This is a genomic window from Paenibacillus oryziterrae (assembly GCF_042610485.1).
Taxonomy (GTDB): domain Bacteria; phylum Bacillota; class Bacilli; order Paenibacillales; family Paenibacillaceae; genus Paenibacillus_AQ.
In genome coordinates this window covers 43,101-67,794 of record NZ_JBGJZO010000001.1, presented here as the reverse complement: position 1 = coordinate 67,794, position 24,694 = coordinate 43,101, and the positions used below count along the sequence as shown (strand labels likewise).

Annotated in this window: 22 protein-coding genes and 1 pseudogene; all 23 read right to left on the bottom strand. The window is 47.5% G+C overall.

Annotation, left to right across the window (positions count from 1 at the left end; all coding sequences use genetic code 11):
- Window positions 1–29 precede the first annotated feature (29 nt).
- The 23 genes and pseudogenes from truB to ACAN55_RS00240 all read right to left on the bottom strand — a co-directional run bounded on the left by truB (window position 30) and on the right by ACAN55_RS00240 (window position 24,600).
- On the bottom strand, window positions 30–944 hold the full coding sequence (truB, locus tag ACAN55_RS00350) for a tRNA pseudouridine(55) synthase TruB (protein WP_379126622.1): 915 nt from the start codon (window positions 942–944) through the stop codon (window positions 30–32).
- Window positions 941–1,918, bottom strand: a complete 978-nt coding sequence (locus ACAN55_RS00345) for a DHH family phosphoesterase (protein WP_379126620.1) — start codon at window positions 1,916–1,918, stop codon at window positions 941–943. The genes truB and ACAN55_RS00345 overlap by 4 nt, the downstream gene beginning before the upstream one ends.
- Before the next feature lie 21 nt (window positions 1,919–1,939).
- Window positions 1,940–2,290, bottom strand: coding sequence for a 30S ribosome-binding factor RbfA (rbfA, locus tag ACAN55_RS00340; protein WP_379126618.1), 351 nt, complete (start codon window positions 2,288–2,290; stop codon window positions 1,940–1,942).
- Between the two features lie 18 nt (window positions 2,291–2,308).
- Complete coding sequence (infB, locus tag ACAN55_RS00335; protein WP_379127518.1) at window positions 2,309–4,990, bottom strand: translation initiation factor IF-2; 2,682 nt, start codon at window positions 4,988–4,990, stop codon at window positions 2,309–2,311.
- Window positions 4,988–5,306: pseudogene (locus ACAN55_RS00330) on the bottom strand (YlxQ family RNA-binding protein); the annotation flags it as partial. The gene infB and the pseudogene ACAN55_RS00330, both read right to left, overlap by 3 nt.
- Entirely contained in the window at window positions 5,299–5,607 is a 309-nt protein-coding gene (gene rnpM / locus ACAN55_RS00325) for an RNase P modulator RnpM (RefSeq protein WP_379126616.1), read from the bottom strand. The pseudogene ACAN55_RS00330 and the gene rnpM, both read right to left, overlap by 8 nt.
- Window positions 5,608–5,632: 25 nt before the next feature.
- Window positions 5,633–6,730 (bottom strand): transcription termination factor NusA, encoded by a 1,098-nt coding sequence (nusA, locus tag ACAN55_RS00320; RefSeq protein WP_379126614.1) that lies wholly within the window; start codon window positions 6,728–6,730, stop codon window positions 5,633–5,635.
- Window positions 6,731–6,756: 26 nt separating this feature from the next.
- Window positions 6,757–7,224, bottom strand: coding sequence for a ribosome maturation factor RimP (gene rimP, locus ACAN55_RS00315; RefSeq protein WP_379126612.1), 468 nt, complete (start codon window positions 7,222–7,224; stop codon window positions 6,757–6,759).
- A 230-nt stretch (window positions 7,225–7,454) separates the two neighbouring features.
- A complete protein-coding gene (locus ACAN55_RS00310) occupies window positions 7,455–11,777 on the bottom strand; it encodes a PolC-type DNA polymerase III (RefSeq protein WP_379126610.1) in 4,323 nt (1,440 codons plus the stop codon).
- Window positions 11,778–11,911: 134 nt separating this feature from the next.
- Window positions 11,912–13,360 carry a proline--tRNA ligase gene (gene proS / locus ACAN55_RS00305; protein ID WP_379126608.1) on the bottom strand — a complete coding sequence of 483 codons (1,449 nt, stop codon included), beginning with the start codon at window positions 13,358–13,360 and terminating at the stop codon, window positions 11,912–11,914.
- 25 nt (window positions 13,361–13,385) lie between these two features.
- Entirely contained in the window at window positions 13,386–14,660 is a 1,275-nt protein-coding gene (gene rseP / locus ACAN55_RS00300) for an RIP metalloprotease RseP (RefSeq protein ID WP_379126606.1), read from the bottom strand.
- A 135-nt stretch (window positions 14,661–14,795) separates the two neighbouring features.
- A complete protein-coding gene (locus tag ACAN55_RS00295) occupies window positions 14,796–15,935 on the bottom strand; it encodes a 1-deoxy-D-xylulose-5-phosphate reductoisomerase (RefSeq protein WP_379126603.1) in 1,140 nt (379 codons plus the stop codon).
- Window positions 15,936–15,955: 20 nt separating this feature from the next.
- Window positions 15,956–16,759, bottom strand: coding sequence for a phosphatidate cytidylyltransferase (locus ACAN55_RS00290; protein WP_379126601.1), 804 nt, complete (start codon window positions 16,757–16,759; stop codon window positions 15,956–15,958).
- A 21-nt stretch (window positions 16,760–16,780) separates the two neighbouring features.
- The gene (gene uppS, locus ACAN55_RS00285; RefSeq protein ID WP_379126599.1) at window positions 16,781–17,548 is read right to left on the bottom strand and encodes an undecaprenyl pyrophosphate synthase; all 768 of its coding nucleotides are present in this window, start codon (window positions 17,546–17,548) and stop codon (window positions 16,781–16,783) included.
- A gap of 78 nt (window positions 17,549–17,626) precedes the next feature.
- Window positions 17,627–18,181, bottom strand: coding sequence for a ribosome recycling factor (gene frr, locus ACAN55_RS00280; RefSeq protein WP_379126597.1), 555 nt, complete (start codon window positions 18,179–18,181; stop codon window positions 17,627–17,629).
- Window positions 18,181–18,909 (bottom strand): UMP kinase, encoded by a 729-nt coding sequence (pyrH, locus tag ACAN55_RS00275; protein WP_379126595.1) that lies wholly within the window; start codon window positions 18,907–18,909, stop codon window positions 18,181–18,183. Before pyrH ends, frr begins: the two co-directional genes overlap by 1 nt.
- Before the next feature lie 203 nt (window positions 18,910–19,112).
- Window positions 19,113–19,763, bottom strand: coding sequence for a translation elongation factor Ts (gene tsf, locus ACAN55_RS00270; RefSeq protein WP_379126592.1), 651 nt, complete (start codon window positions 19,761–19,763; stop codon window positions 19,113–19,115).
- Between the two features lie 133 nt (window positions 19,764–19,896).
- Window positions 19,897–20,598 carry a 30S ribosomal protein S2 gene (gene rpsB / locus ACAN55_RS00265; RefSeq protein ID WP_379126590.1) on the bottom strand — a complete coding sequence of 234 codons (702 nt, stop codon included), beginning with the start codon at window positions 20,596–20,598 and terminating at the stop codon, window positions 19,897–19,899.
- 169 nt (window positions 20,599–20,767) lie between these two features.
- Complete coding sequence (locus tag ACAN55_RS00260) at window positions 20,768–21,400, bottom strand: hypothetical protein (RefSeq protein WP_379126587.1); 633 nt, start codon at window positions 21,398–21,400, stop codon at window positions 20,768–20,770.
- Window positions 21,397–21,972: a hypothetical protein gene (locus tag ACAN55_RS00255; RefSeq protein ID WP_379126585.1), complete on the bottom strand. Its 576-nt coding sequence runs from the start codon at window positions 21,970–21,972 to the stop codon at window positions 21,397–21,399. Before ACAN55_RS00255 ends, ACAN55_RS00260 begins: the two co-directional genes overlap by 4 nt.
- A 35-nt stretch (window positions 21,973–22,007) precedes the next feature.
- Window positions 22,008–22,328: a hypothetical protein gene (locus ACAN55_RS00250; RefSeq protein ID WP_379126583.1), complete on the bottom strand. Its 321-nt coding sequence runs from the start codon at window positions 22,326–22,328 to the stop codon at window positions 22,008–22,010.
- 44 nt (window positions 22,329–22,372) lie between these two features.
- On the bottom strand, window positions 22,373–23,782 hold the full coding sequence (locus tag ACAN55_RS00245; protein ID WP_379126581.1) for a flagellar assembly protein A: 1,410 nt from the start codon (window positions 23,780–23,782) through the stop codon (window positions 22,373–22,375).
- 29 nt (window positions 23,783–23,811) lie between these two features.
- Window positions 23,812–24,600, bottom strand: coding sequence for a FliA/WhiG family RNA polymerase sigma factor (locus ACAN55_RS00240; RefSeq protein WP_379126579.1), 789 nt, complete (start codon window positions 24,598–24,600; stop codon window positions 23,812–23,814).
- Window positions 24,601–24,694: the final 94 nt, after the last annotated feature.

The window sequence follows — 24,694 nt, the reverse complement described above, 5'->3', positions numbered from 1 at the left end:
CACCTGCAATTCACTTTGTAAAATTGATATTAGTTCTGTGCAAACACTTTGACAGGAGCAATGGCCCCAGTATCCTCAAGCTCATAGATTCCAAGAAATGTCCCTTGTAGATCATACAACCGGAAATGGCCCTGCTCTTTCACTTCTGGTGCCACATGACGCGTAGATAGGCGTTGGCCTTGGATAGCAGCTTTCTTCTTCTCGTCCATCACCTTGTGAGCAGGCATATGAGCGATTGCTTCGTCCGTTCGGATCAGGTGATCCTCAAGATTGCCTTCGGATACTAGCTGCTCAATCTGCTCAAAGGTCAAACAACGGTCACTTCGGATGCCGGCTGACATTGTTCGTTCAAGCTTAACCATAACACCGGGGAAGCCCAGTGCACGACCAATATCTACGCATAATGTCCGGATATAAGTTCCTTTGGAGCAAAGCGCCCGGAATGTAATATCTGGGTAATTGCCATTCCATTTAAAATCCAGCATTTCAATCTCATAGATTTCAACTTCGCGGCTCTTCCGTTCCACGGTCTTACCTTCACGGGCAAGTTCGTAAAGTCGCTTTCCGTCAACCTTAACGGCAGAATACATGGGAGGGGTCTGAGAAATGACTCCGGTGAATGACTTCAAAGTATCCAGAACCTGTTCTTCGGTCACATGAACCTCTTGAACCGTCTCTGTAATCGTCCCCGTCAAATCTTCCGTATCGCTGGACATTCCCAGTCGTAAGGTTGCTACGTATTCCTTAGGGAGCTCCTGAATATATTCTACCATTCGGGTAGCCCGTCCCAAACATAGCGGCAGAACACCGGTTACCTGAGGATCCAGTGTTCCTGTGTGTCCAATCCGTTTCATCCGCAGAATGCGACGCACCTTAGCAACTACATCATGCGAGGTGAATCCTGCAGGTTTGTATACAGCCAAGACCCCTTCAAACTCACTCATAGATATCTCCGGACCTCCTCGAGAATCAGCGGGATGACCTGCTCCAACGGAGCTTCGATCTTTGCACCTGCTGCACGGGTATGGCCTCCGCCACCAAAGGTCTGGGCAAGCTCAGCCACATCCACTTTCCCGGCAGAGCGAAGACTTACCTTCACAGCCTGGTCATGAATGACTTTGAACAGAATACCGACCTCTACACCGCGGATATTCCTCGGATAATTCACAATGCCTTCCAAGTCTTCGTTGGCCGCCCCGCAGTCAATCATATCCTGAGGGGTAACATACACCCATGCAATATCTCCCTGAGGTGACAGTTCCAACGTATTCAGAGCCTTGTTCAGCACTTTTACCTGGGCAAGCGTCATTTCTTCAAGCAGCGTCTCAGCCAGCTCGGGTCCATTCACGCCTAGTGCAAGCAGCTCGGACACGATGGCCATTACTTTGGAAGAGGTGTTGGTGTAACGGAAACCACCAGTGTCAGTCAACAGACCCGTGTACACGGCTGTAGCAATATCAAGATTCCAGTCCACTTGAAAGGTCTTCAGCAGATCAAATAGAATTTCGGCGGTTGCAGCGGCATCCGGTTTGATTAGCGTTACAGAACCATATCCGTTATTGGTAGGATGATGATCGATATTGAGAATTTGGGCATCCTCGGCAAAATAACGCTGGGTCTGTCCCACCCGCTTAAAGTCGGCACAATCCACGCAGATGATATTACTGTATGGACCCATAGGTCCGGATACTGACATATCCACGATTTCGCGTGCATGCCACAAATATTCCATCCGAGTCGGGATTGGCCCCTCGTTAATCATAGTGTATTTTTTGCCCAGACATGAGAGAAGCCAGCCCACCGCGAGGGTGGAGCTGACTGCATCTCCGTCCGGCTGAACATGCGACACTACTAAATAATCGTCGTGTTCCAGCAGAAATTTATGGGCCTGCTGGAGACTTTGTTCATAGCTCTGCATTCGCCGTCTCCTTTATGTTGCCTAGCTTTCGTTCTTGCCGATTTCTCCGAGCAGCTTCTCAATGTGGCTGCCGTATGCAACAGACTCATCGATTTTGAAGATCAGCTCTGGCGTGTGCCGGAGACGGATTGCTTTACCGATTTCCGAGCGCAGATAACCATTAGCTTTCTCGATCGCCTTGAGCGAGTTCGCTTTTTGTTCATCATCCCCAAATACGCTAAGGTACACTTTGGCCTGCGACAGATCGTTAGTTACATCTACGCCGGTTACAGTCACGAATCCGATCCGGGGGTCTTTCAGTTCTTTTTGGATGAGTAGGCTAAGCTCTTTTTTAATCTGCTCGCCTACACGTCCAGCTCTAATTTTAGACATGTGTGTTCACCTCTTTGCTTAGCGCTCAACCTTTTCCATGATGAACGCTTCAATAACGTCGCCCTCTTGGAGATCAGTATAGCGTTCCAGGGTAATACCGCATTCGTAGCCTTGTGCTACTTCTTTTGCCTCGTCCTTGAAGCGTTTCAAGCTATCAATCTTGCCTGTAAACACAACAATTCCGCTGCGGATCAAACGCATTTCAGCATTGCGGGCAATTTTGCCGGAAGTAACCATACATCCTGCAACTGTACCGACTTTACTGATTTTGAAGACGCTACGTACTTCGGCATGGCCGATAACGTTCTCTTTAAAGATAGGATCAAGCATCCCTTTCATAGCATGCTCAATTTCCTCAATAACATTGTATATTACGTTGTGCAGACGAACGTCCACTTTCTCCTGATCCGCAGCCGCTTTAGTCTGTGCATCCGGACGAACGTTAAAGCCGATAACAATCGCGTTGGAAGCCGCTGCAAGAGCAATATCCGATTCAGTGATCGCACCTGCACCGCTATGAATAATTTTCACGCGGACGCCTTCAACTTCGATTTTGGCCAGGGAGCCTTTCAGAGCTTCTACCGAACCTTGAACGTCACCTTTGATAATCACGTTCAGATCTTTGATCTCGCCATCCTTGATGTGTTTGAACAGATCATCCAGAGTTACACGGCTGTTCGTGTTCAATTCGGATACACGTTGGGTAGTCGAACGTCTGTCAGCAATCGCACGAGCTTTACGCTCATCTTCGAAAGCCATAAACGGATCGCCGGCTTGCGGAACTTCAGTCAAACCGGTAATTTCCACTGGTGTGGAAGGTCCCGCTTCCTTGAGACGACGGCCTTTGTCATTCACCATCGCACGTACACGTCCAAAGGAGTTACCGGCTACAAATGCGTCTCCGACTTTGAGTGTACCGTGTTGTACGAGGATACGTGCTACCGGACCGCGGCTCTTGTCTAGCTCGGCTTCAATAACTGTACCGCGCGCCCGTTTATCCGGATTCGCTTTGTACTCATTAACTTCAGCAACGAGCAGAATCATTTCCAGCAATTCTTCCAGGTTGATGCGCTGTTTAGCGGACAGGTTAACGAAGATAGTATCGCCGCCCCACTCTTCCGGTACCAACTCATAACTTGTAAGCTCTTGCTTCACCTTGTCAGGATCTGCACCTGGCTTGTCGATCTTGTTGACAGCCACAATGATTGGAAGTCCTGCAGCTTTGGCATGGTTAATCGCTTCTACTGTTTGCGGCATTACACCGTCATCCGCAGCAACAACGATAATGGTCATATCTGTAACTTGTGCACCACGGGCACGCATTGCGGTAAACGCTTCGTGACCCGGTGTATCGAGGAACGTGATTTTTTTGTGATTGATTTCGACTTGGTACGCACCGATATGCTGCGTAATCCCGCCGGCTTCGCCGCCAGTTACGTTGGTGGACCGGATCGCATCTAGCAAAGTAGTCTTACCATGGTCAACGTGACCCATAATGGTAACGACTGGAGGACGGGACTGCAAATCCTCTTCGCTGTCATTTTCTTCTACCGTTTCGAAGCTGTCTTCGTCGACAGGGATCTTCACTTCTACTTCTACTCCGAATTCACCGGCAAGCAGCAGAATTGTATCAATATCCAGTTCCTGATTAATGGTAGCCATCACACCCATCAGGATCAGCTTCTTAATGACTTCCGAAGCATCCTTATGCAGCAGTTTTGCTGTCTCGCCGACAGTCATGTTGCCGCGAACAATGATTTTCTTCGGTGTGTTGTCAATCTTCTCGCGGCGTTCCATCGGCTGGTTACGACCGCGTGTATTCTTGCCTCCACGGCCGCGGAAGTTGCCTCCGCCTTTGCCATCTTCAAACCGCTTCTGGTTACCATTGTTGTTGTTCGGTCTGCCGCCAGTCGCATTCTTCTTGGGACCTCTGTCACCGCCGCGGGAGAAATCTCCACCGCCTGCAGGTGCGCCTTGTGGACGGTCACCCGTGCGCGGTGCTCCGCCTTGTGATCCTTGCGGACGGCTGCCGCCTGGAGCTCCAGTGCGTGGTGCTCCGCCTTGCGGACGGCTATCTGTACGTGGTGCAGATCCACCTTGTGGACGGCTGTCAGTACGTGGTGCAGTTCCGCCTTGCGGACGGCTGCCACCAGTGCTGCCTTGCGGTCTTGGGCCAGTACTGCCTTGTGGACGGCTGCTGCTGCCCTGCGGACGACTGCCGCCGGTTGAACCAGTGCTACTCTGTGGACGGCTGCCACCTGTACTGCCTTGGCGAGGAGCTCCGCCAGATTGCGGACGTGCATTCTGCGTTCCGCCTGTTTGTGTTCTGCGCGAATCTTGTCCGCTTTGGGGCCTTGGTGACGTTGTCGATTGGTTGTTGTTTTGGTTACTGTTCATACCTACCTGCTTTTCCGGTTGATTTTTGTTAACATTCTGGCTGCCTGAGACTTCAGCTGTTGGTGCACCGGTATTCGCCGGGCGGCTGCTGGTCCCGCTATCGCGTTTGGCTGCTGCGTTTGACTTTATGTCTTTGAAGAATTGTTCCACTTTAGTCACGGAACCATTTTCCATGACGCTCATATGGTTATTCACAGGGACATTCAAACGCTTCAGAATCGTAATGATTTCCTTGCTGCTCATGTTTAATGATTTAGCGTACTCATAAACACGCAGTTTGTCTTTATTGTCTTCCTTAGTCAATAACTCCACCTCCGACAGTATCTCCGAGTTGCTTGGAGATCATTTCCGCGAATCCTTTATCCGTAACGGCCAGCACAACGCGCTGATCCTTACCAATACTTGCACCGAGAGTATCCCGGTGAAATGCGATTACTAGTGGAATATCGTAGGTTCCGCACTTATCCCGGAACTTTTTTTGTGTATTATCTGATGCGTCGCCCGCAAGTACAACGAGTTTCGCTTCTGAAGACCTTACTGCTTTCAATACGGCTTCATCGCCGGTAACTATCTTGCCCGCACGCATGGCAAGCCCCAAATAAGAAAGAGCCTTACTCATTATCCTCACTATCCTTTGATGCCAGAAACTGCTCTTCCACGGATACGAAATCCCGGGCAAGCTGAGCATAAATTTCCGGACTGACCTGGCATTTGAGTGCTCGGTCAAGCGCCTTTGTTTTTTGAGCCAGCTTGAAGCATTCCAGCTTGCCGCAGATATACGCTCCCCGTCCTGACTTCTTGCCCGTCAGATCTATGAGCACTTCGCCTTCAGGAGTTCTGACCACACGGATCAGTTCCTTCTTGGGCATCATCTCCTGGGTAGCGACACATTTGCGCAGCGGAATCTTTCTTTGTTTCATACATGCACCTCCCGCCGAGAGTTAATTAATCGATGGAGACGGAATCCTGATGCATTTCATCACTTGCTGCTCTAGGTCTACCGTATTCCTGCTCCGCTTGAGTTTCACTCTTGATATCAATCTTCCATCCTGTAAGCTTGGCGGCAAGACGGGCATTTTGTCCTTTAATACCAATTGCCAGAGACAATTGATAATCAGGAACGATTACTCGTGCCATTTTCTCGGCTTCAAATACTTGAACTTCAAGTACTTTGGACGGGCTTAGCGCATTAGCAACATATTCCTGCACGTGCTCAGAGTAACGAACGATATCAATCTTCTCACCGCGAAGTTCATTAACGATCGTTTGTACGCGAGTTCCTCTTGGTCCGACGCACGAGCCTACCGGATCAACTTCAGGATTACGGGAGTATACCGCGATCTTTGAACGGAATCCAGCTTCGCGTGCTACAGAACGGATCTCAACCACGCCGTCAAAAATCTCCGGAACTTCAAGCTCAAACAAGCGCTTCAGCAAACCGGGATGACTGCGGGACAACATGATCTGCGGGCCCTTGGTTGTATTCTCCACTTTAGTGATATATGCCTTGATACGCTCGCTTTGCTTAAACTTTTCACCAGGCATTAATTCGTTCAGCGGGAGAACCGCCTCAATTTTGCCAAGATCCACATAAACATTGCGCATATCCTGACGCTGTACAAGTCCTGTAACGATATCGTCTTCCTTGTCGATAAAGGCGTTATAGATAAGTCCGCGCTCCGCTTCGCGAATACGCTGTGTTACAACCTGCTTCGCTGTCTGGGCAGCAATGCGTCCAAAATCACGTGGTGTTACTTCAAGCTCAGCAATGTCTTCAAGCTGAAAATGAGGATTAATTTCTCTTGCCGCCGGCAAGGAAATTTCAGTGCGGATATCCAGAACCTCATCCACAACCAATTTGCGGGCAAACACTTTGATTACCCCTGTATTGCGGTTCATGTCGACGCGTACATTCTGCGCCGCATTAAAATTACGTTTATAGCTGGAGATCAGCGCAGCCTCAATGGCTTCAAACAGCACGTCCTTGCTGATGCCTTTCTCCCTTTCCAGTTCATTCATAGCTTCGATAAAATCCATACTCATGAAATTCCGGTCCCCCTTTCAAGACGTTAAAAAATAATGGCCAATCTCGCGCTGGCGACTTTGGCATATGGCACAACAAATTGCTTTTTGCCCGCGGAGATGAGCAATTCTTCACCTTCGAATGAAAGCAGCCGGCCTTCAAATTCTTTGAGACCATGAATAGGCTCATAGACGGTGACATAGACATCCTTGCCTACAGCTTTGGCGACATCCGCAGCCTTTTTAAGCGGACGCTCCGCTCCAGGTGAGGATACTTCAAGGAAATAAGCTTCAGGAATCGGATCATTCTCATCCAGCTTTTGGCTGAAATATTCGCTGATCGATCCGCAGTCATCAATATCAATGCCGCCTTCTTTATCTACGAATATACGCAGAAACCAATTGGAGCCTTCCTTCACGTATTCAACATCCACCAGTTCAAAACCGTGGTCGTCCAGATAGGGACCGAGCATTTGCTCTACCGTTTGTTTAATTTTGGATTTGGGTGTGCTCAAAAGATGATAACCTCCACGAACTTGTCTTTGCTATATACCAAAGATAAAGAGTGGGTTTCCCCACTCTTTACACAACGGACTTTTCGCATTATTACCAAGAAAAATTATACCATAGGTGCGTGTGCACTGACAAGTGCCAGCCCTTGACTCCCCTTTGTGAATCCAAGAATCACGGGGCTTTCGTACATTATTGAATATGCCCAAAATGCGATTTCCACATTCCCGGACGATTAAAACAGTGAGAGCTGGTTACTTTCCGGCAACCCCCGGAAACATCCCATCGAGGTAAGCGTTTCGATTACCGTTTTACTGGCTTTTGATTTTTGCTGAAAATCCTCGATCGACAGAAACTCTCCAGCGTCTTTGGCAGCAGCGATATTATAGGCCGCATTCTCGCCAATTCCCTGTAAAGCAGAGAACGGTGGAATCAGACTGCTACCGTCCACTGTGAATTTGGTAGCGTCGGAGCGGTAAAGATCAATATTCTTGAAGGTTAATCCGCGTGCGGTCATCTCAAGAGCCATCTCCAGGATTGGCAGCATCGCCTTCTCTTTCGGCAAAGCCTGGAAAGCCTTTTGCTCAATCTCTACGATCTGCCGTCCGATCGCTTCATAACCCTTGCAGCAAAGCTCAATGTCAAAATCGGCCGCTCTGACTGAAAAGTACGTAGCATAATATTCAATAGGATGATATAGCTTGAAATAGGCGGTACGCACCGCTGAGATAACATAAGCAGCAGCATGCGCCTTCGGAAACATGTATTGGATCTTCAGACAGGAATCGATATACCATTGCGGTACTTTACACTTCTTCATTTCCTCGATCCATTCTGCAGATAACCCTTTACCTTTACGTACACTCTCTGTGATTTTGAAAGCAAGACCCGCATCCATTCCCGCCTTATAGATCAGGAAGAGCATGATATCATCCCGGCAGCCAATCACAGTCTTAATATTGCACGTATTGTTCTTGATCAGTTCCTGTGCATTGCCCAGCCATACGCCTGTACCGTGGGATAGCCCTGAAATCTGCAGTAAATCGGCAAAGCTTGTCGGCTTCGATTCAATAAGCATCTGACGGACGAACTTGGTTCCCATTTCCGGAACACCATAGGTTGCAACAGGCGACCGGATCTGTTCAGGAGATACACCAAGTGCTTCCGTAGAATTGAACATGCTCATTACTTTGGGGTCATTCATCGGAATAGATGTTGGATCTACCCCGGTCAAGTCCTGCAGCATCCGCATCATGGTCGGATCATCATGACCGAGAATATCGAGCTTGAGCAGGTTGGCATCAAATGCATGATAATCGAAATGAGTTGTCTTCCACTCGGCGTTGACATCATCCGCCGGGAACTGAACAGGTGTAATGTCCTCAACATCGATATAATCCGGAACTACGACGATACCACCCGGATGCTGGCCCGTACTCCGCTTGACGCCGGTGCAACCGGCAGCAAGGCGTCCTACCTCGGCGCCGCGCCACTGCTTCTGATGATGTTCTTCATATTTCTTCGTAAAGCCAAAAGCTGTCTTTTCGGCTACTGTACCAATTGTCCCGGCACGGAACACGTTATCTGGCCCGAACATGGTTTTGGTAAAGTTATGGGCATTCGGCTGATATTCCCCCGAAAAGTTCAAATCGATATCGGGAACCTTGTCGCCCTTAAATCCCAAAAAGGTTTCAAATGGAATATCCTGTCCCTCGCCCTTAAGTGCATTCCCGCAATCCGGGCAGGCCTTATCCGGAAGGTCAAAACCGCTTGGCACGCTGCCATCCAGAAACCACTCACTATGGCGGCAATCTGAATTATTACAAATATAATGGGCGGGCAACGGATTAACCTCAGAAATGCCGAGGAAGGTAGCTACAACGGAAGAGCCAACCGAACCCCGGGAACCTACCAGATAGCCATCTCGGTTCGATTTTTTAACCAGACGCTCGGAGATCAAGTAGTTGGCAGAGAAGCCGTATTTGATAATCGGCCCCAGTTCTTTCTCAAGCCGTGCTACAACAACCTCAGGAAGCTCTTCTCCATAAATAGACTTGGCCGTATTATAGCAGGTCTCCCGGATCTCTTCGTCTGCCCCTTCGATATTCGGTGTGAACAGTTTGTCCGGGAATAGCTCATACTCCTCAAAACGGTCAGCCAGCTCCACGGTATTGGTAACGACGACCTCCATTGCTTTTTCCGCGCCCAGGAATTCAAATTCCTCCAGCATTTCATCCGTTGTCCGGAAATGGGCATCAGGTTTACGCTGGTCTTTCAAAGGGCTGAAGCCGGTTATCCCGTGGATCGTTATATCGCGATATAGCTTGTCCCGTGGTTCAAGATAATGCACATTACCGGTTGCAATAACCGGTTTATTCATCTGCTCACCAATTTCGCAAATCTTCCGCACTACGCTCCGTAAATCCTCTGGGCTCGCAACAAACCCCTTATCTACTAAATGCATGTACATGGTCAGAGGCTGAATCTCCAGGACATCATAGAACTGGGCAACCTCTATAGCTTCTTCAGTGGTTTTGTTCAGGACAGTCTCAAAGAACTCACCGCGTTCACATCCCGAAATAACCAAAAGTCCGTCTCTTAGCTCTTCGAGCTTCGATTTAGGGATGCAAGGAACTCGTTTGAAATATTCGGTATGTGACATAGAAATCAGCTTATACAGGTTCTTTTTCCCGACTGGATTGAGCGCATAAATTCCGCAGTGAAACGGACGGGTATTCGACAAATCATTGCCGACATAGTCATTCAGGCGGTCCAGCCTGGTCATGCCCTTCAGCTTCTCCGCATCCGCAAGCAAGCCATTGAGAATCCCGCCCAGCGCTACGGTATCATCTATCGCACGGTGATGACTCTCAAGCAGAACCTTATATTTGTCTGCCAGCGTATTCAGCCGGTGATTCTTCATGTTTGGAAACAAAAGTCTCGCCAGCTCCAGTGTATCCAGAGAAGGATTTGTGAGTACTGGCAATCCCAGCTTGACCAGTGAGGCTTGAATAAAGCCCATATCGAATCTGGCATTATGCGCAACCAAGATACTGTCACCAATAAACTCTACGAACTGCTTCAGTACAGGCTCCAAATCCGGAGCATCCTTAACCATCTCGTCAGTGATATTCGTAAGCTGCTGAATATGGTATGGGATTTTTTCATGCGGATTCACAAAAGTGGCGTACCGGTCAATCTCCTTGCCTTCGCACATTTTAACGGCTGCCAGCTCAGTAATGTTATTACGGGTAATCGACAAGCCGGTGGTCTCGATATCGAATACGATATAAGTGGCGGTCTTCAGATCCAGCGGGAGAGGATTCTCGACAATATTTACCGAATCATTGACCACATTGGCCTCAACGCCATATATCATTTTGATCTTATGTTTATGAGCAGCATGATTCGCATCTGGAAAACTCTGCACCCCGCCATGGTCGGAAACTGCTATTGCCGGATGGCCCCATTTGGCAGCTGTTTTGACATAGGCATCAATTGGAGTGACCGCATCCATGGTACTCATCGTTGTATGAAGGTGGAACTCTACGCGCTTCTTGGGCGCATTGTCCTTCCGTGGAGGCGGAGATTGTACCTCAGATAAATCAGATGGAATCATAACGAGCTCGGGAACCTGCATAAAGCGGTCATATTCAACTTTCCCGCGCGCCCTAACCCATTTGCCGTTGGCAAGCTGGCTCATGACTTTTAGATCTTCTTTATTTTTAGCGAACATCTTCATTTGAAGTGAATCCGAGAAATCAGTTAAGCAGAAAGTGAATAAGGTGCTGCCATTGCGCAGCTCTTTACGGTCCAAGCCGAAAATTGTGCCTTGAATCGTAATTTTCTTCTCTTCATCCTGAATCTGAACAATTGGAACAGGAGGCTCTTTAATATCATATCCCACTTGCAGTTTAACAACCTCACCGCTGTCCGTTTCCTCTGGAAGAGGCTCCGGTTCGGATGTCATCAGTTCTTCAATGAACTGCCGCTCTTCCTGCTGCAGCTTCTGCTGGAACTCTTCAATGGCATCTGCATGCGTTTCACTCTCCGCCATCTGCACCTTAACTTTCAGGGATAATCCAAAATATGTTTCATAGAATCGTATAATTGCGCTATCTATACCTTTTTTGCGGGCCAGCTCCAGCGAGGTAGAATCAGCCATAGTAAGGAGGAGGTTCTGCCCCTCGAGCTCCTGAGACGAACGGGTCAACCAACCATTCACTGACGGAATCTCGCGGTGCACCCACTCCAGAAACAGTCCCCAATATTCATGGAAAATATCTGAACGGCTTAGCTTGTCATCATACTGGAATAAAAAGCTGACCTTGGCGATGTGCTGCAGCTTCTCCCGCATCCGGAGACAAAACGTACGATAAATCTGAGCCGGCAGCAGAGTATCCTTAATAATGATTATGTGCCAGTCACGGTTGCCCCGGCTGATCTCCACTCGTTCTATATAGCCATCCAAGAAGTAGGGATCCATCAGTCCAGGCGGAATGTCACCCTGCTTCATCAGCAATTCGAATCGTTTTCTTCTTTCCTCGTTATGCTCCATGCCTTCCCCCCACCTTAAATCCGCACAAATCCAAATGAAAAGCTTCCGGTGTCAAAAAGCATTGGGTTCTTTCGGCCCGCCGACTCCTTTCGCCAGAAGCTACTTAAGTTAACTATACAAAACTTGAAGGAATATTAATATGCTTTGGCAAAAACAACCGTATGCTCGGCCGGTTCTCCACAGCAAATGCAAACGGATTTCTTCTCAGCCGGGTTAAAAGGAATATTACGGCTGGTAGCACCGGTCTCTTCCTTCACCTGAGATTCACATGCTTCGGAGCCGCACCAGCCAGCAAGCGCGAAGCCGCGTTTCTCTTCCATGGAGGATTTCATTTCTTCCAGCGTATCCACGGAATAGAAATGATCCTCACGGAATTTCAGTGCGCGCTCAAACATTTCGTTATGCACCTGCTCCAGCATGGTTTGAACTTCTTCAACCAGGTTGTCCTGTTGAACAATTCTTTTCTCTCCTGAGATACGCGAGACGAGTACACAAACTCCGTTCTCCATATCCCGAGGTCCGAGTTCTAAACGGACAGGCACTCCGCGCATTTCGTATTCGTTGAATTTCCAGCCCGGTGTTACATCAGCGCGGTCGTCCACTTTTACACGGATGCCCGCTTTCTTAAGCTGTGCGAACAGCTCGTCCGTCCGTCCGATGACTGCTTCGCGAGTTTTTGGAGGCCCGATCGGAATCATAACAACTTGTGTAGGAGCAACTTTAGGAGGCAGAGCCAGCCCGCGGTCATCACCATGCACCATAATTAATGAACCTATGAGGCGCGTGCTTGTACCCCATGAAGTCGTATGCACGTACTCCAGATTGTTCTCACGGCTCAAATATTGAATATCAAAAGCTACTGCGAATTTAGTACCCAGGTAATGTGAGGTTCCGGCTTGTACAGCTTTACCGTCTTTCATCATTGCTTCAATGGAATACGTATCAATTGCACCGGCAAATCTTTCTGAAGGTGTCTTTTGTCCGGTAATAACCGGAATCGCCAGGTAACCTTCTACAAAGTCACGGTAAATCTCCAGCATCTGCATCGTCTCTTGACGTGCTTCCTCTTCCGTCTCATGCGCAGTGTGACCTTCTTGCCACAGGAATTCACTGGTCCGGATAAACGGCATTGTCCGTTTCTCCCAGCGGACTACATTCGCCCACTGATTAATAAGTACAGGCAGATCGCGGTAAGATTGAATCCATTTGGAATACATATGTCCAAACATGGTTTCCGAGGTCGGACGGATTGCCAGTCTTTCTTCCAGTTTCTCACCAGCGGCTTCCGTTACCCAAGGCAGCTCCGGATTAAACCCTTCCACGTGCTCCTTCTCCTTCTGGAAAAAGCTCTCTGGAATAAAGATCGGGAAGTAGGCGTTGCGGTGTCCTGTCTCTTTAAAACGGCGATCCATCTCTTTCTGGATATGCTCCCAGATTTCATAACCGTCCGGTTTAAATACGATACAGCCCCGAACCGGGGAGTAATCCATTAAATCGGCTTTTTTGATTACATCAATATACCAACGTGAGAAATCTTCACCTTGCGGTGTGATTTCGGTAACGAACTGTTTGTCTTTAGACATAGTAATGAAATCCCCCTAAACAATATTAACCGCTGATCAGTCGTAAAATATCATTATAAGTCACTGCTAACATAAGCAGGAACAACATCGCGAACCCCACAAAGTGAACCATGCCTTCTCTGCCGGGATCAATCGGTTTGCCGCGAAGCGCTTCGACGCCCAGGAACACAAGGCGGCTTCCATCCAGTGCCGGTATCGGCAGCAGATTGAAGATACCCAGATACAGGCTAAGAATCGCTGCCCACGAGGTGAGATACTCTATCCCCTGTTGAGCGATTTGACCCGTAAGTTCAAAAGTACGGACCGGTCCTCCGATGTCATCCATGTTGAATTGGTTGACTAACTGTTTAAAGCCCATGAAAATGGCTTTTGTTGTATTAACCATTGCGTGACCCGAGCCTGTAATCGTCTCTCCGAAAGAGGCCTTCCGGCTTGGCAGTTCGGGAGTTATACCTACTTTTCCGCCTTCCTGACCTTCCATTGAACGCGGGATCATGGAGAAAGTAATGGTCTCGCTTCCGCGAAGAATGGTCCATTCCATGGTTTTACCTTTGGAGGCAGAGGTCATCTCAATCATCTTTTGATAATCGGCACCAATCTTCTCGCCATTGATCGAATCTACAATATCACCTTTTTGCACTCCAGCCTCTTCCGCAGGCATCCCCTTGGACACATCACCGATTTTTACATAGGTCGGATTTTCCAGTGGAACCCCTACCATTTGCTGATGAATTGCAAAAAGCACGAAAGCTAGCAGAAAGTTCATCACAGGTCCGGCAAAAATAGCCAGCGCACGTTGTCCCACCGTTTTACTGCCAAATTGGCGGTCTTTAGGTGCGATTTGTGTCTGCTGTCCTCCTCGGACCATCATCGCCTGCGGATGTACAGCGTAGGTGGTTACGTCTCCATCCACATCTAGCCGAATCACCAGATCATTCTCCAGATCAGTATGTTGGGCTTCACCGCGGATCACATTTCTCCGTGTATCCAGGCTGTCCAGGTAAATGGTCTTCACTTTATTATCCTGACCCAGTCTTACGGCGATGGTCTGTCCAACCCCGATCTCGATCACTTCCGGATCTTCACCAGCCATCCGTGCATAACCGCCAAATGGCAAAAGCCGAAGTGTGAACTGGGTTTCATTGCGTTTATAAGAGAACAGTTTCGGACCGAAACCGATGGCAAATTCCCTCACCAATATACCGGCGCGCTTGGCAAAATAATAATGACCCCATTCATGCACTGTCACCAGCACAAAAAACATGAGCACCGTCAAAAATACGACTTGAACCATTTCCAAAGCGTAACATCCCCCTTTAGGTGTAAGACCGAAGTATGTCCTCTTAATTTATCATTATTCTCCGATCAGGCACAAGAGAATCAACAGTCCTAACCTAATTTTTAACAGGGCAATACAAAGGTGTGAACAATAGGATTACAACCGCCCCGCAAGCTCACGTACCGATCTGTCGCATTGCTCAATCTGTTCCAGATCCGGATGGTTTATATTATCGTGACGCTCCAGGACTTCGGCAATAATCTCTTCTATCTTCAGGAAAGGAATTTCGGAACGGAGAAAACGTCCTACAGCCATTTCATTGGCTGCATTAAAAGCCGTAGTGGCTGTTCCGCCTGTTTTACCACACTCAATAGCAAGCTTCAAGGCTGGAAATCTCACGTAGTCCATTTCCCGGAAAGTCAGCTTACCCACTTCAGCCAGAGACAACCACTTGGCCGGAGAATCCCACCGTTGTGGATAGGTAAGTGCATATTGGATAGGCACCCGCATATCAGGTGTTCCAAGCTGGGCAATAATACTGCTGTCACGATATTCTACATAGGAATGGATAATGCTCTCTGGATGGAGAAGTACATTAATACGTTCATAGGGCAATCCGAATAACCAATGTGCTTCAATCACTTCGAGTCCTTTATTGACCATAGTCGCAGAATCAATTGTGATCTTGGACCCCATACTCCAGTTCGGATGACGCAGCGCATCTTCTACACTGACATTCTTAAGCTGCTCCCGTGATAAGTCCCGAAAAGAGCCGCCGGATGCAGTAATCGTGATCCCCGCGACTTCCTTGATGTTCTCCCCATTCAAGCATTGAAAAATCGCAGAGTGTTCACTGTCTATCGGCAATAGAGCGATCCCTTTGCGGGCTGCCCGATCTGTTACCAAGTGACCTGCCGTAACCAATGTCTCTTTGTTGGCCAGGCCGATATTTCTGCCTGCATCGATTGCAGCAAGTGTGGACTTCAGTCCGACACTTCCCACTACGGCAGTAACTACGGTGTCTGCGTCCCCACCAGCCGCAATTTCCGTAAGTCCCTCTGACCCGTAAAAGAGCTGTACGCCATCCGGTATGACACTTCTGATATCATCAGCCAAACGCTGAGTTGCTACCGAAACGCGCCGCGGTTTAAAGCGGCTAATCTGTTCTAGAAGAAGTGCAGTATTGCTTCCTGCTGCCAATCCATCCACTTCAAAAGCTTCCGGGTGCATGGCCACAACATCCAGTGTCTGTGTGCCAATAGAACCCGTTGAACCAAGAACACTGATCTTCTTCACAGATGCACCTTCTCCTACGTTTAGTAATAAGGCATTAACATAATAATATGTACGAACGGAAATACGATAATCCAGCTGTCACAGCGATCGAGAATACCGCCATGTCCGGGCAGAAGCGACCCCGAATCCTTAATACCGTATACCCTCTTATAGGCGGATTGTACAAGATCTCCAAGCTGGCCTACACAGGCGCACGAAAGACCGATCAATAAAGCACGGCCTACCGACAGCTGTTCAGGAACGATAAGGGCAAAAATAATGGAAATCACCATGGAGATTAATACGCCTCCCACGGCTCCCTCGACAGTCTTATTGGGGCTAATCGCCGGCCAAAGTTTGTGTCGTCCCAAACTTCTTCCAACGAAATAAGCACCAGCATCACTTCCCCAGATACAGGAGAGAAGCAAAAATGTCCATAGTAAACCATAACCATCTTCGGAGGCACGAGAAATCGCCATAAAAGAGAAGCCGGCTCCTATATACACCGTGCCTGTCAACAACATTGCTGCAATTCGAATATCTAGTTTGTTCTTGGTAAATACCGTGATGACAAGAAGAAGAAACATTATTAGCCAAACTCCATGTTCCAAAGACAAGGGCGCGCTAACCCCAAGCATCTCCCACGGCATCATAAAATATAAGATACCTGCAAATCCGATCAGAGCACTTCCGCCAAAAGGGGAAGTTCCAATCATCTTCACAAACTCATAAAATCCAATCAGTGCCATCGCGGTCAGTAAAAGATGATACCACCACCCGCCTAGCAGGCATAAACCAATAAATAAAGCTCCGGCTACTATCCCGGTTATTATTCGCTGCTTCAAAGGCAACCCTCTCCTATTAAGCTACTTCAATCCACCATAACGGCGTGAGCGGCGCTGATATTCGGCCACTGCCTCCAGTAGATGTTCTTTGTCAAACTCCGGCCAAAACACATCTGTAAACCAAAATTCACTGTAAGCCAGCTGCCAGAGCATAAAGTTGCTCAGCCGCATTTCCCCGCTTGTCCGGATCAGCAGATCAGGGTCGGGAATCCCACCGGTTAGAAGACGGCTGTCAATCATCTCCGCTGTAATCTGATCAGGAGCTAACCTTCCAGCCTGAATATCCTCGCCTAGTGAACGCATGCAATCCTGAATTTCTTTACGCGATCCATAATTCAACGCAAAATTCAAAATAAGTCCAGTGTTCCCAGCCGTTCGGGCTATTGCTTCTTCCATTGCTCTGCGTGTATAGGAAGGAAGAGCTTCGGTATCCCCCATCATCCGCACCTGAACATTTTTGGCGATAAGCTCATCCAGCTCCAGTGCCAAAAACTCTTCAGGTAAACGCATCAGGAAATCAACCTCTTCTTTCGGGCGTTTCCAATTTTCCGTCGAAAAAGCATACATGGTCAAATATTGAATGCCCAGTTCATCGGCAGCAATTGTAGCACGCTTTACCGCCTTCATTCCGTTTTGGTGCCCGACAATACGAGGAAGTCCGCGCCTTTTGGCCCAGCGCCCGTTACCGTCCATAATGATCGCTACATGCCGGGGGATGTTGTCTGAAGAAATTCCGGCCGGCTTCGGCCGGTCCTCCCGGTTCAGCCACGCTTGAACCCGTTTGATCATTTCCGTTTCCTCCAAGCTCTTATCAGAAAGAGACAAACCCCACCATATGCGGAGGGGCCTTTTATCTCTTGAATTTCTTTAGACTTCCATAATTTCTTTCTCTTTGCCAGCTAACACTTTGTCGACTTCAGCAATGTACTTATCTGTTGTCTTTTGAATATCTTCCTGATGGCCACGGGATTCATCTTCGGAGATTCCGTTCTTCTCCATCTTCTTGATATCATCGTTGGCATCGCGGCGAATATTGCGGATGGCTACCTTAGCCTCTTCCCCAAATTTCTTCGTAAACTTCACCAGTTCACTACGGCGCTCTTCAGTAAGCGGCGGTATGGAAAGGCGAATCGTAGTTCCGTCGTTAGCAGGGGTCAGCCCTAGGTCCGACTTCATGATTGCCCGTTCGATGTCCGAAACCGAGGATTTGTCCCAAGGCTGGATCAGCAGGGTCCGGGAATCCGGTGTGTTAATGTTGGCAAGCTGATTAATAGGGGTAGGTGAACCGTAATATTCAACTTGAATACGGTCCAGCAGCGCTGAAGACGCGCGGCCGGCACGCAGTGTAGCCAGATCACGCTTCAGCGAACCAATCGCTTTTTCCATGCGTTCTTCGGCATTTTTCTTAACCGATTGTGGCATTAATCTACACTCCCTTTAATAATCGTTCCGATCTTCTCACCGAGGACGACACGTTTGATATTGCCTTGTTCTGTAATGGCAAACACTATCAGCGGTATATTGTTATCCATGCAGAGAGAGGATGCGGTGGAATCCATCACGCCTAAATTTTTGTTCAGCATATCCATGTAGGTTAGCTGTTCAAATTTCTCAGCTGTGCTGTCTTTAAATGGATCCGCGGAATACACGCCATCCACTTTGTTTTTCGCCATAAGAATGACTTCTGCTTCGATCTCAGCGGCTCTAAGTGCAGCTGTCGTATCTGTGGAGAAGAACGGATTTCCCGTACCTGCCGCAAAAATAACGACACGCCCTTTCTCCAAATGCCGAATCGCACGCCGACGGATATAAGGCTCAGCGATTTGCTGCATCGAGATTGAGGATTGCACGCGTGTTGGCACACCAATCTGCTCCAACGCATCCTGCAGTGCGAGTGAATTCATCACTGTAGCCAGCATACCCATGTAATCTGCTGTCGCCCGGTCGATTCCGCTTGCACTACCGGCAATCCCACGCCAAATGTTACCTCCGCCGCAGACGATCGAAACCTGAACGCCCATCTCAACGACTTCTTTAACCTGCTCCGCGATGGAAATAATCGTGTCGGCATCAATACCGTATCCGTTTTGCCCCGCCAGAGACTCTCCGCTAACCTTCAGGACTACTCTCTTAAATACCGGCTGTTCCAAATGTTTACCCTCACTTTGCGATGGTGCCCTTTCAGGCCCCAGTTTAACCACTTTCCGGCCTGCGCGAATACTCTCATACCGGAAATATGGAATTTCTACTCTCTTTTTATAAAAGACGGAACACTACGTGCACGTGTCCCGTTCTTCTTAACCTATTATAGATTTATACAGCTCACCGTACAAATCACTTTATTGTCTTCTGATTATTGATTAACTTGTGCCATAACTTCTTCTACGAAGTTGTCAACTTTCTTTTCAAGACCTTCGCCAAGCTCGAAACGAGCAAAACGACGGATGGAGATGTTTTCACCAATGGTGCTGATTTTTTCATTCAGCAATTGGGAAACTGTTTTATCCTGGTCTTTAACGAAAGTTTGCTCAAGCAGGCAATACTCTTCGTAGAACTTGCTGATGCGTCCTTCAACCATTTTCTCAATGATCTTCTCTGGTTTGCCTTCGTTAAGAGCTTGAGCTTTCAAAATTTCTTTTTCCTTCTCAACTTCTTCAGCAGGAACTTCTTCACGACGTACATAACGCGGGTTAGCTGCAGCGATTTGCATTGCGATATCACGAGCGAATTCTTTGAAAGAATCAGTTTTGCCTACGAAGTCAGTTTCGCAGTTGATTTCTACAAGCACACCGATACGTCCGCCAGCGTGGATGTAAGATTCTACAGTACCTTCAGTTGCCACGCGGCCTGCTTTATTAGCTGCTGCGGAAAGGCCTTTCTCACGAAGCAATTCAGCCGCTCTAGTGATGTCGTTATTAGCTTCTTCCAGTGCTTTTTTGCAATCCAGCATACCTGCGCCTGTTCTTTCACGAAGTTCTTTTACTGCTTTAGCATCTACTGCCATTGTTATTCCCTCCAAGTAATTGTGGTTTTATTCCTGATTTCAAGTCCATTATCCTAAAAAAAGGGCAGTGAGAGGTTATCCACCTGCCAACCACCCTTTTCATTTAAGTTCTTGTATAATATCCGGTTAATTCTTAAGCTGTTGTTGTGTCTTCGCCTTGGTGAGCTTCAACAACTGCATCAGCCATTTTACCAGTGAGCAGTTTAACGGCGCGAATTGCATCGTCGTTACCTGGAATCACGTAGTCGATTTCGTCCGGATCACAGTTAGTATCAACGATAGCTACGATAGGAATACCCAATTTGCGAGCTTCTGCTACAGCAATACGCTCTTTACGCGGATCAATGATGAACAACGCGCTTGGAAGACCTTTCATGTTCTTGATACCGCCCAGGAATTTCTCAAGACGATCTTTCTCTTTGCGGAGAATGATAACTTCTTTCTTAGGCAGAACTGCAAAAGTACCATCTTCTTCCCAAGCTTCCAATTTCTTCAGGCGATCAATACGCTTTTGAATAGTTTGGAAGTTAGTCAGAGTACCACCCAACCAGCGTTGGTTGATGTAGAACATACCTGAACGTTCAGCTTCTTCTTTTACGGAATCTTGAGCTTGTTTCTTTGTTCCTACGAACAGGATAGTGCCGTTGTCGCCAGCGACGCTTTTTACAAAGTTGTAAGCTTCCTCTACCTTTTTAACCGTTTTTTGCAGGTCAATAATGTAAATTCCGTTTCTTTCAGTGAAGATATAACGATCCATTTTCGGATTCCAACGACGAGTCTGATGACCGAAGTGTACCCCAGCTTCAAGAAGCTGCTTCATGGAGATTACTGCCATCTTCACACACCTCCTAATTTTGGTTTATTGTGTGTTCCCTCCGCCATGTGTCATCTTTCGGCAAGACTTTCTTCAGAAGAAAGCACCTCCTGCCTGAAATCAACCGGCGTGTGTTTTAACACCGTCAATTAATATATCACAATCTGCAAGCCGATGCAACGGTTGAATACTATTTTTTCAAAGTAATCAACTTCTTAATGATGGATTCAAAACTCTCATCTTTAGCAAATACATATTTACCGTATTGGATTTTAGTATTGACCCCGCGGCTATCAGCCTCACGTAAAAAGGCACTGGTATCCTCTATAACACCCGCTTGTGTAAGGAGCTCGGCCACATCACTCAAAGTATTGCCGGAAGGGATGCTCAATGAAATTGAGTCTTCCAAGGCAGTGCCGGTGGGTGCATCTGCAGGTTTAGGAGTAGATACAGCCTCTTGTTCAGGCTCTTCTACCGCATCACTGCTTGGTGCAGCCGGTTCTGACGGACTTACTGCCTGATCTGGCTGTTGCGCATTCTTTGACGTTGCTGCTGGAGTAGGAGATGCCGCAGTATCTGTACCGGACGGAGCTTGACTTGCCGAAGGATCGTCCGTTTCAGTCGTCTTAAGAGACTCCCATTGCTCGCGTGTAAGCAAATCATCCTCTGCACCAACTACCTTCAAATTAAGCCGGGCTGCATCCGCTGCGACCCGCTCTTTAGTAGGTTCTTCTACTCTCGCAGAAATCATTAATTGGAGCAAAAGAGCACCAGCCAGCAGACCGACGCCAAGTCCCAACATAAAGGAACGGTTCTTGATCACAGCGATTCCTCCTGTTTGGAGAGTTGCAAAATAAGCTGTACTTCTCCTCGTTGGAGTCCGACTATTTTGGAGATGGCATCAATCGATTTCCCCTGCTCGTTAAGCTCAAACAGTTTTGGATAACGCAATTTGATAGAATTCACCGGTTTCGCGGGTTCTGTTTGTTCTTCAGCAATGCTGTTTTCCGTCTTCTCCGGTACAATTCGTTCATTAACTGCATCAGGTTGCCCTTTACTTAACATGGCCAGCTGCAACAGTCCGCTCTCTCCGGCGGTTAGACGTGACTCCAATTGCGCAGAAATACGCTGCTGCTCTGCGAGCTGGGCTTTCAGCTCCACAAGCTGTTCCTGCAGAGCACCCTGCGTCGCTTGAGACTGCTGTTTAATACTGCCTACTAGATTAATGATTTCTTCATTTTCACGTTCAATATCTGCCACGTACATTTCAAGAGCTGCCTCAGTTTCCTTCAGAGCCCGCTGCTCCAAGTTCTCCTGTTTGGAACGGCGTGGCATCATCAGCGAATATGCGATAGCTGCAACGCCAAGCAGTACAATATACACCCATGGTTGCAAGTGTCTGGTCTCCTTTGGCTTTATAAATTATAAGATTACATTGTAAAATCTATGTTGTGTCCTTTATACGGATGTTTTGCATCCTGGTACTTCTCGGACTTGTTCTTTTGGCCTGATGAAGACTGCCTTCCTTGATGATTCTCCTGCTCCCCGTCATCCCGTATGGATGCTTCCGAAGACTCATCCACCTCAGTACTGCGCTGTGCCATCTCGAGGCTATTTTTCACATTTTGTCCAGCCAATTGCTGTTGATGCAAGGAAGGCCGGTGCTGCATATCATTATGAAGTTTAGCCGCCTCGGTTGACCGTGGCAAAGCAATTTGCAATTCCACCGGTTTTAGACTCAAGGCAATCACCTTCTCATAGATAATGGCCGGCCGCTCTCGCTGCCCGCCTGGTGTTAGATGTAAGGAACTATCGTAATATCTCCCTCACTGTACTTAAAAACAACTCGTTCCGTAGGGTCTTTCACAAATCGTGTATATCGGCCAATCACAATCTTAGAACCGCCATAGATCGTTTTGATTACTTCAACTTTGGCTTTCCCTGTATCTTCGAGTAATCTTTCAATTTCAAGCACTCGGCTTTTAATGACGGATTCTTCTCGAAGGTGAGATTGCTTCGTGGCATTCAGCTTAACCCGAAGAGCTACTTTATCTGGTGATAACTGACCATGCGAAGCCAACTGATTTAATAAATACAACGCTTTATTTGTCTTATCTGCATTCTCCAGCAATTGCTTTAGCTGATTTCGCAGTTCATTGATCTCGTTTCTCATCTCAGGCAGAACGCCAACCTCTACAGCTGTTGAAGTGGACATCGTATTACCGATTGTTCGTGCAACAACACGTTCACCTGCCTGAACAATACCGCCAACGATCAAACCCTTTGTTCCGTTACATAACACATCCCGGCCAGCACGGATATTGGAATGCATAATACTTTGGGAGACGATTACATCTTCACCGGCAACAACATTACCATCCTGAATGAATGAGACTTTAACATTGCGTCCCGCGCTTACAAGTCCCTTGTTATAGCCAATAATGCCACCCGATATTTCGATGGATCCTCCGGAAATTAGTTCTGCACCTTCTACACCACCAACTACACGGATATCCCCTTCAGATTTCACTGTAAATCCGGATAGAACATTACCGCGAATAACAACAGTGCCAACAAAATCAATATTTCCAACACTATAGTCAACGTCACCATTAACTTCATAGATCGGAAACACGTTGATTTTACCTTTATCAGTTAAAGTAATTAATCCATCAATAGCTGCGTACATGGAAGTTTGATTGTTATCTACAAGAACATTTTTACCAACTTTGAAGAAAACTTCTTTCCCGGCTTTACAAGGTATTTCTTCACCTGTTACCGTCATCCCAGGTACACCGGGCTGTGGAGGTTTGATTGTGGCAATTAGTTGGCCTTTACGGATATTGCTCAGTCGCAGCAGTTCCTTATAGTCAACTTTTCCATCTTCTTTTTCCAGAGGCTTATGATCAGTTCCATGATTCATATCAATAGCCATTATAACTTGTCCGTCTTTTCCGCTTACAGCAGAATTACCCGTGGCTATTGTTACTTTATTAAAGAAATACTCCTCTGGATGACTGGCTAAACGCTCGATAATATTCCGTTGTATGCCGAAGCGAATATTGTGGCTTTGCAAGAATCCTTCTACATCTTCCACGGTACAAGTGAAATTCTCTTCTCTTTTGATGAACTGAAGATATGCAATCACTTTGTCCTCGGAGAACGTAATACTCATATAGTGATTCAAAGCATAATGCCCGATCATAGTTTTGCCCCCTCCAAGCCATTTACCAACTAATCTTTTTGCATCAGAAGATCCCTGTTTTTCTCCAAAGTCCCTTTTAAACGCAAGATAGCTTTGGAGTGAAGCTGCGAAATGCGTGAAGGCGATAAAGACATCACTTCAGCAATCTCACTTAATGATAAATCCTCATAATATAATAGGGACACTACGGTCCGTTCTTTCACGGTTAATTTCTCAATGCCTCTTGTTAGTGTTTCTCGTAAGTAGAACTCATTTACCTTACGGTCCGGATTCTTGGCTTTGTCGTCAACCAGCAAGGACATACGTGTCTCTGATTCTTCTTCACGAATCGGATCCTCGAGGGAACAAAGCGTCATGACCGAAACATCCTGAAGCATGGTCTGAAATTCATCTTCACTGATATTGAGATAACGGCTCATTTCCTCATCGGTAACAGATCTTAAGTACTTTTGTTCCAAATGTTGATATGCTTCTTCAATTCTTTTGGCTTTTTCTCGAACCGAACGGGGTACCCAATCACTTTGTCTTAAAGAATCCAGAATCGCCCCGCGGACCCGCCAAGAGGCATAGGTCTGAAATTGAAGGCCGCGTTTATAGTCAAACTTCTCAATGGCGTCAATTAGCCCCATGACCCCGTTACTGGCGAGATCTTCTTTAGATACATTTTTGGGCAGACCTACCGCCAGACGGCTAGAAACATAATCTACAATATGGAGATAACTCTCAATCAGCATTTTCTTGGCTTCCGGATCTCCGTGCTCTTTCCACTGTTCCCACAGCCTGTCAGTATCCAATTGAGAAGCTTTACGCTCGTTCAATAGATTTCACCCTTCCCAAAGTTTAGTCAGCGGGCTTATGCGGAGGCGAAACCCTGCCTGCTATCCGGCTTAAACGATTTCGCCACAGCTACCG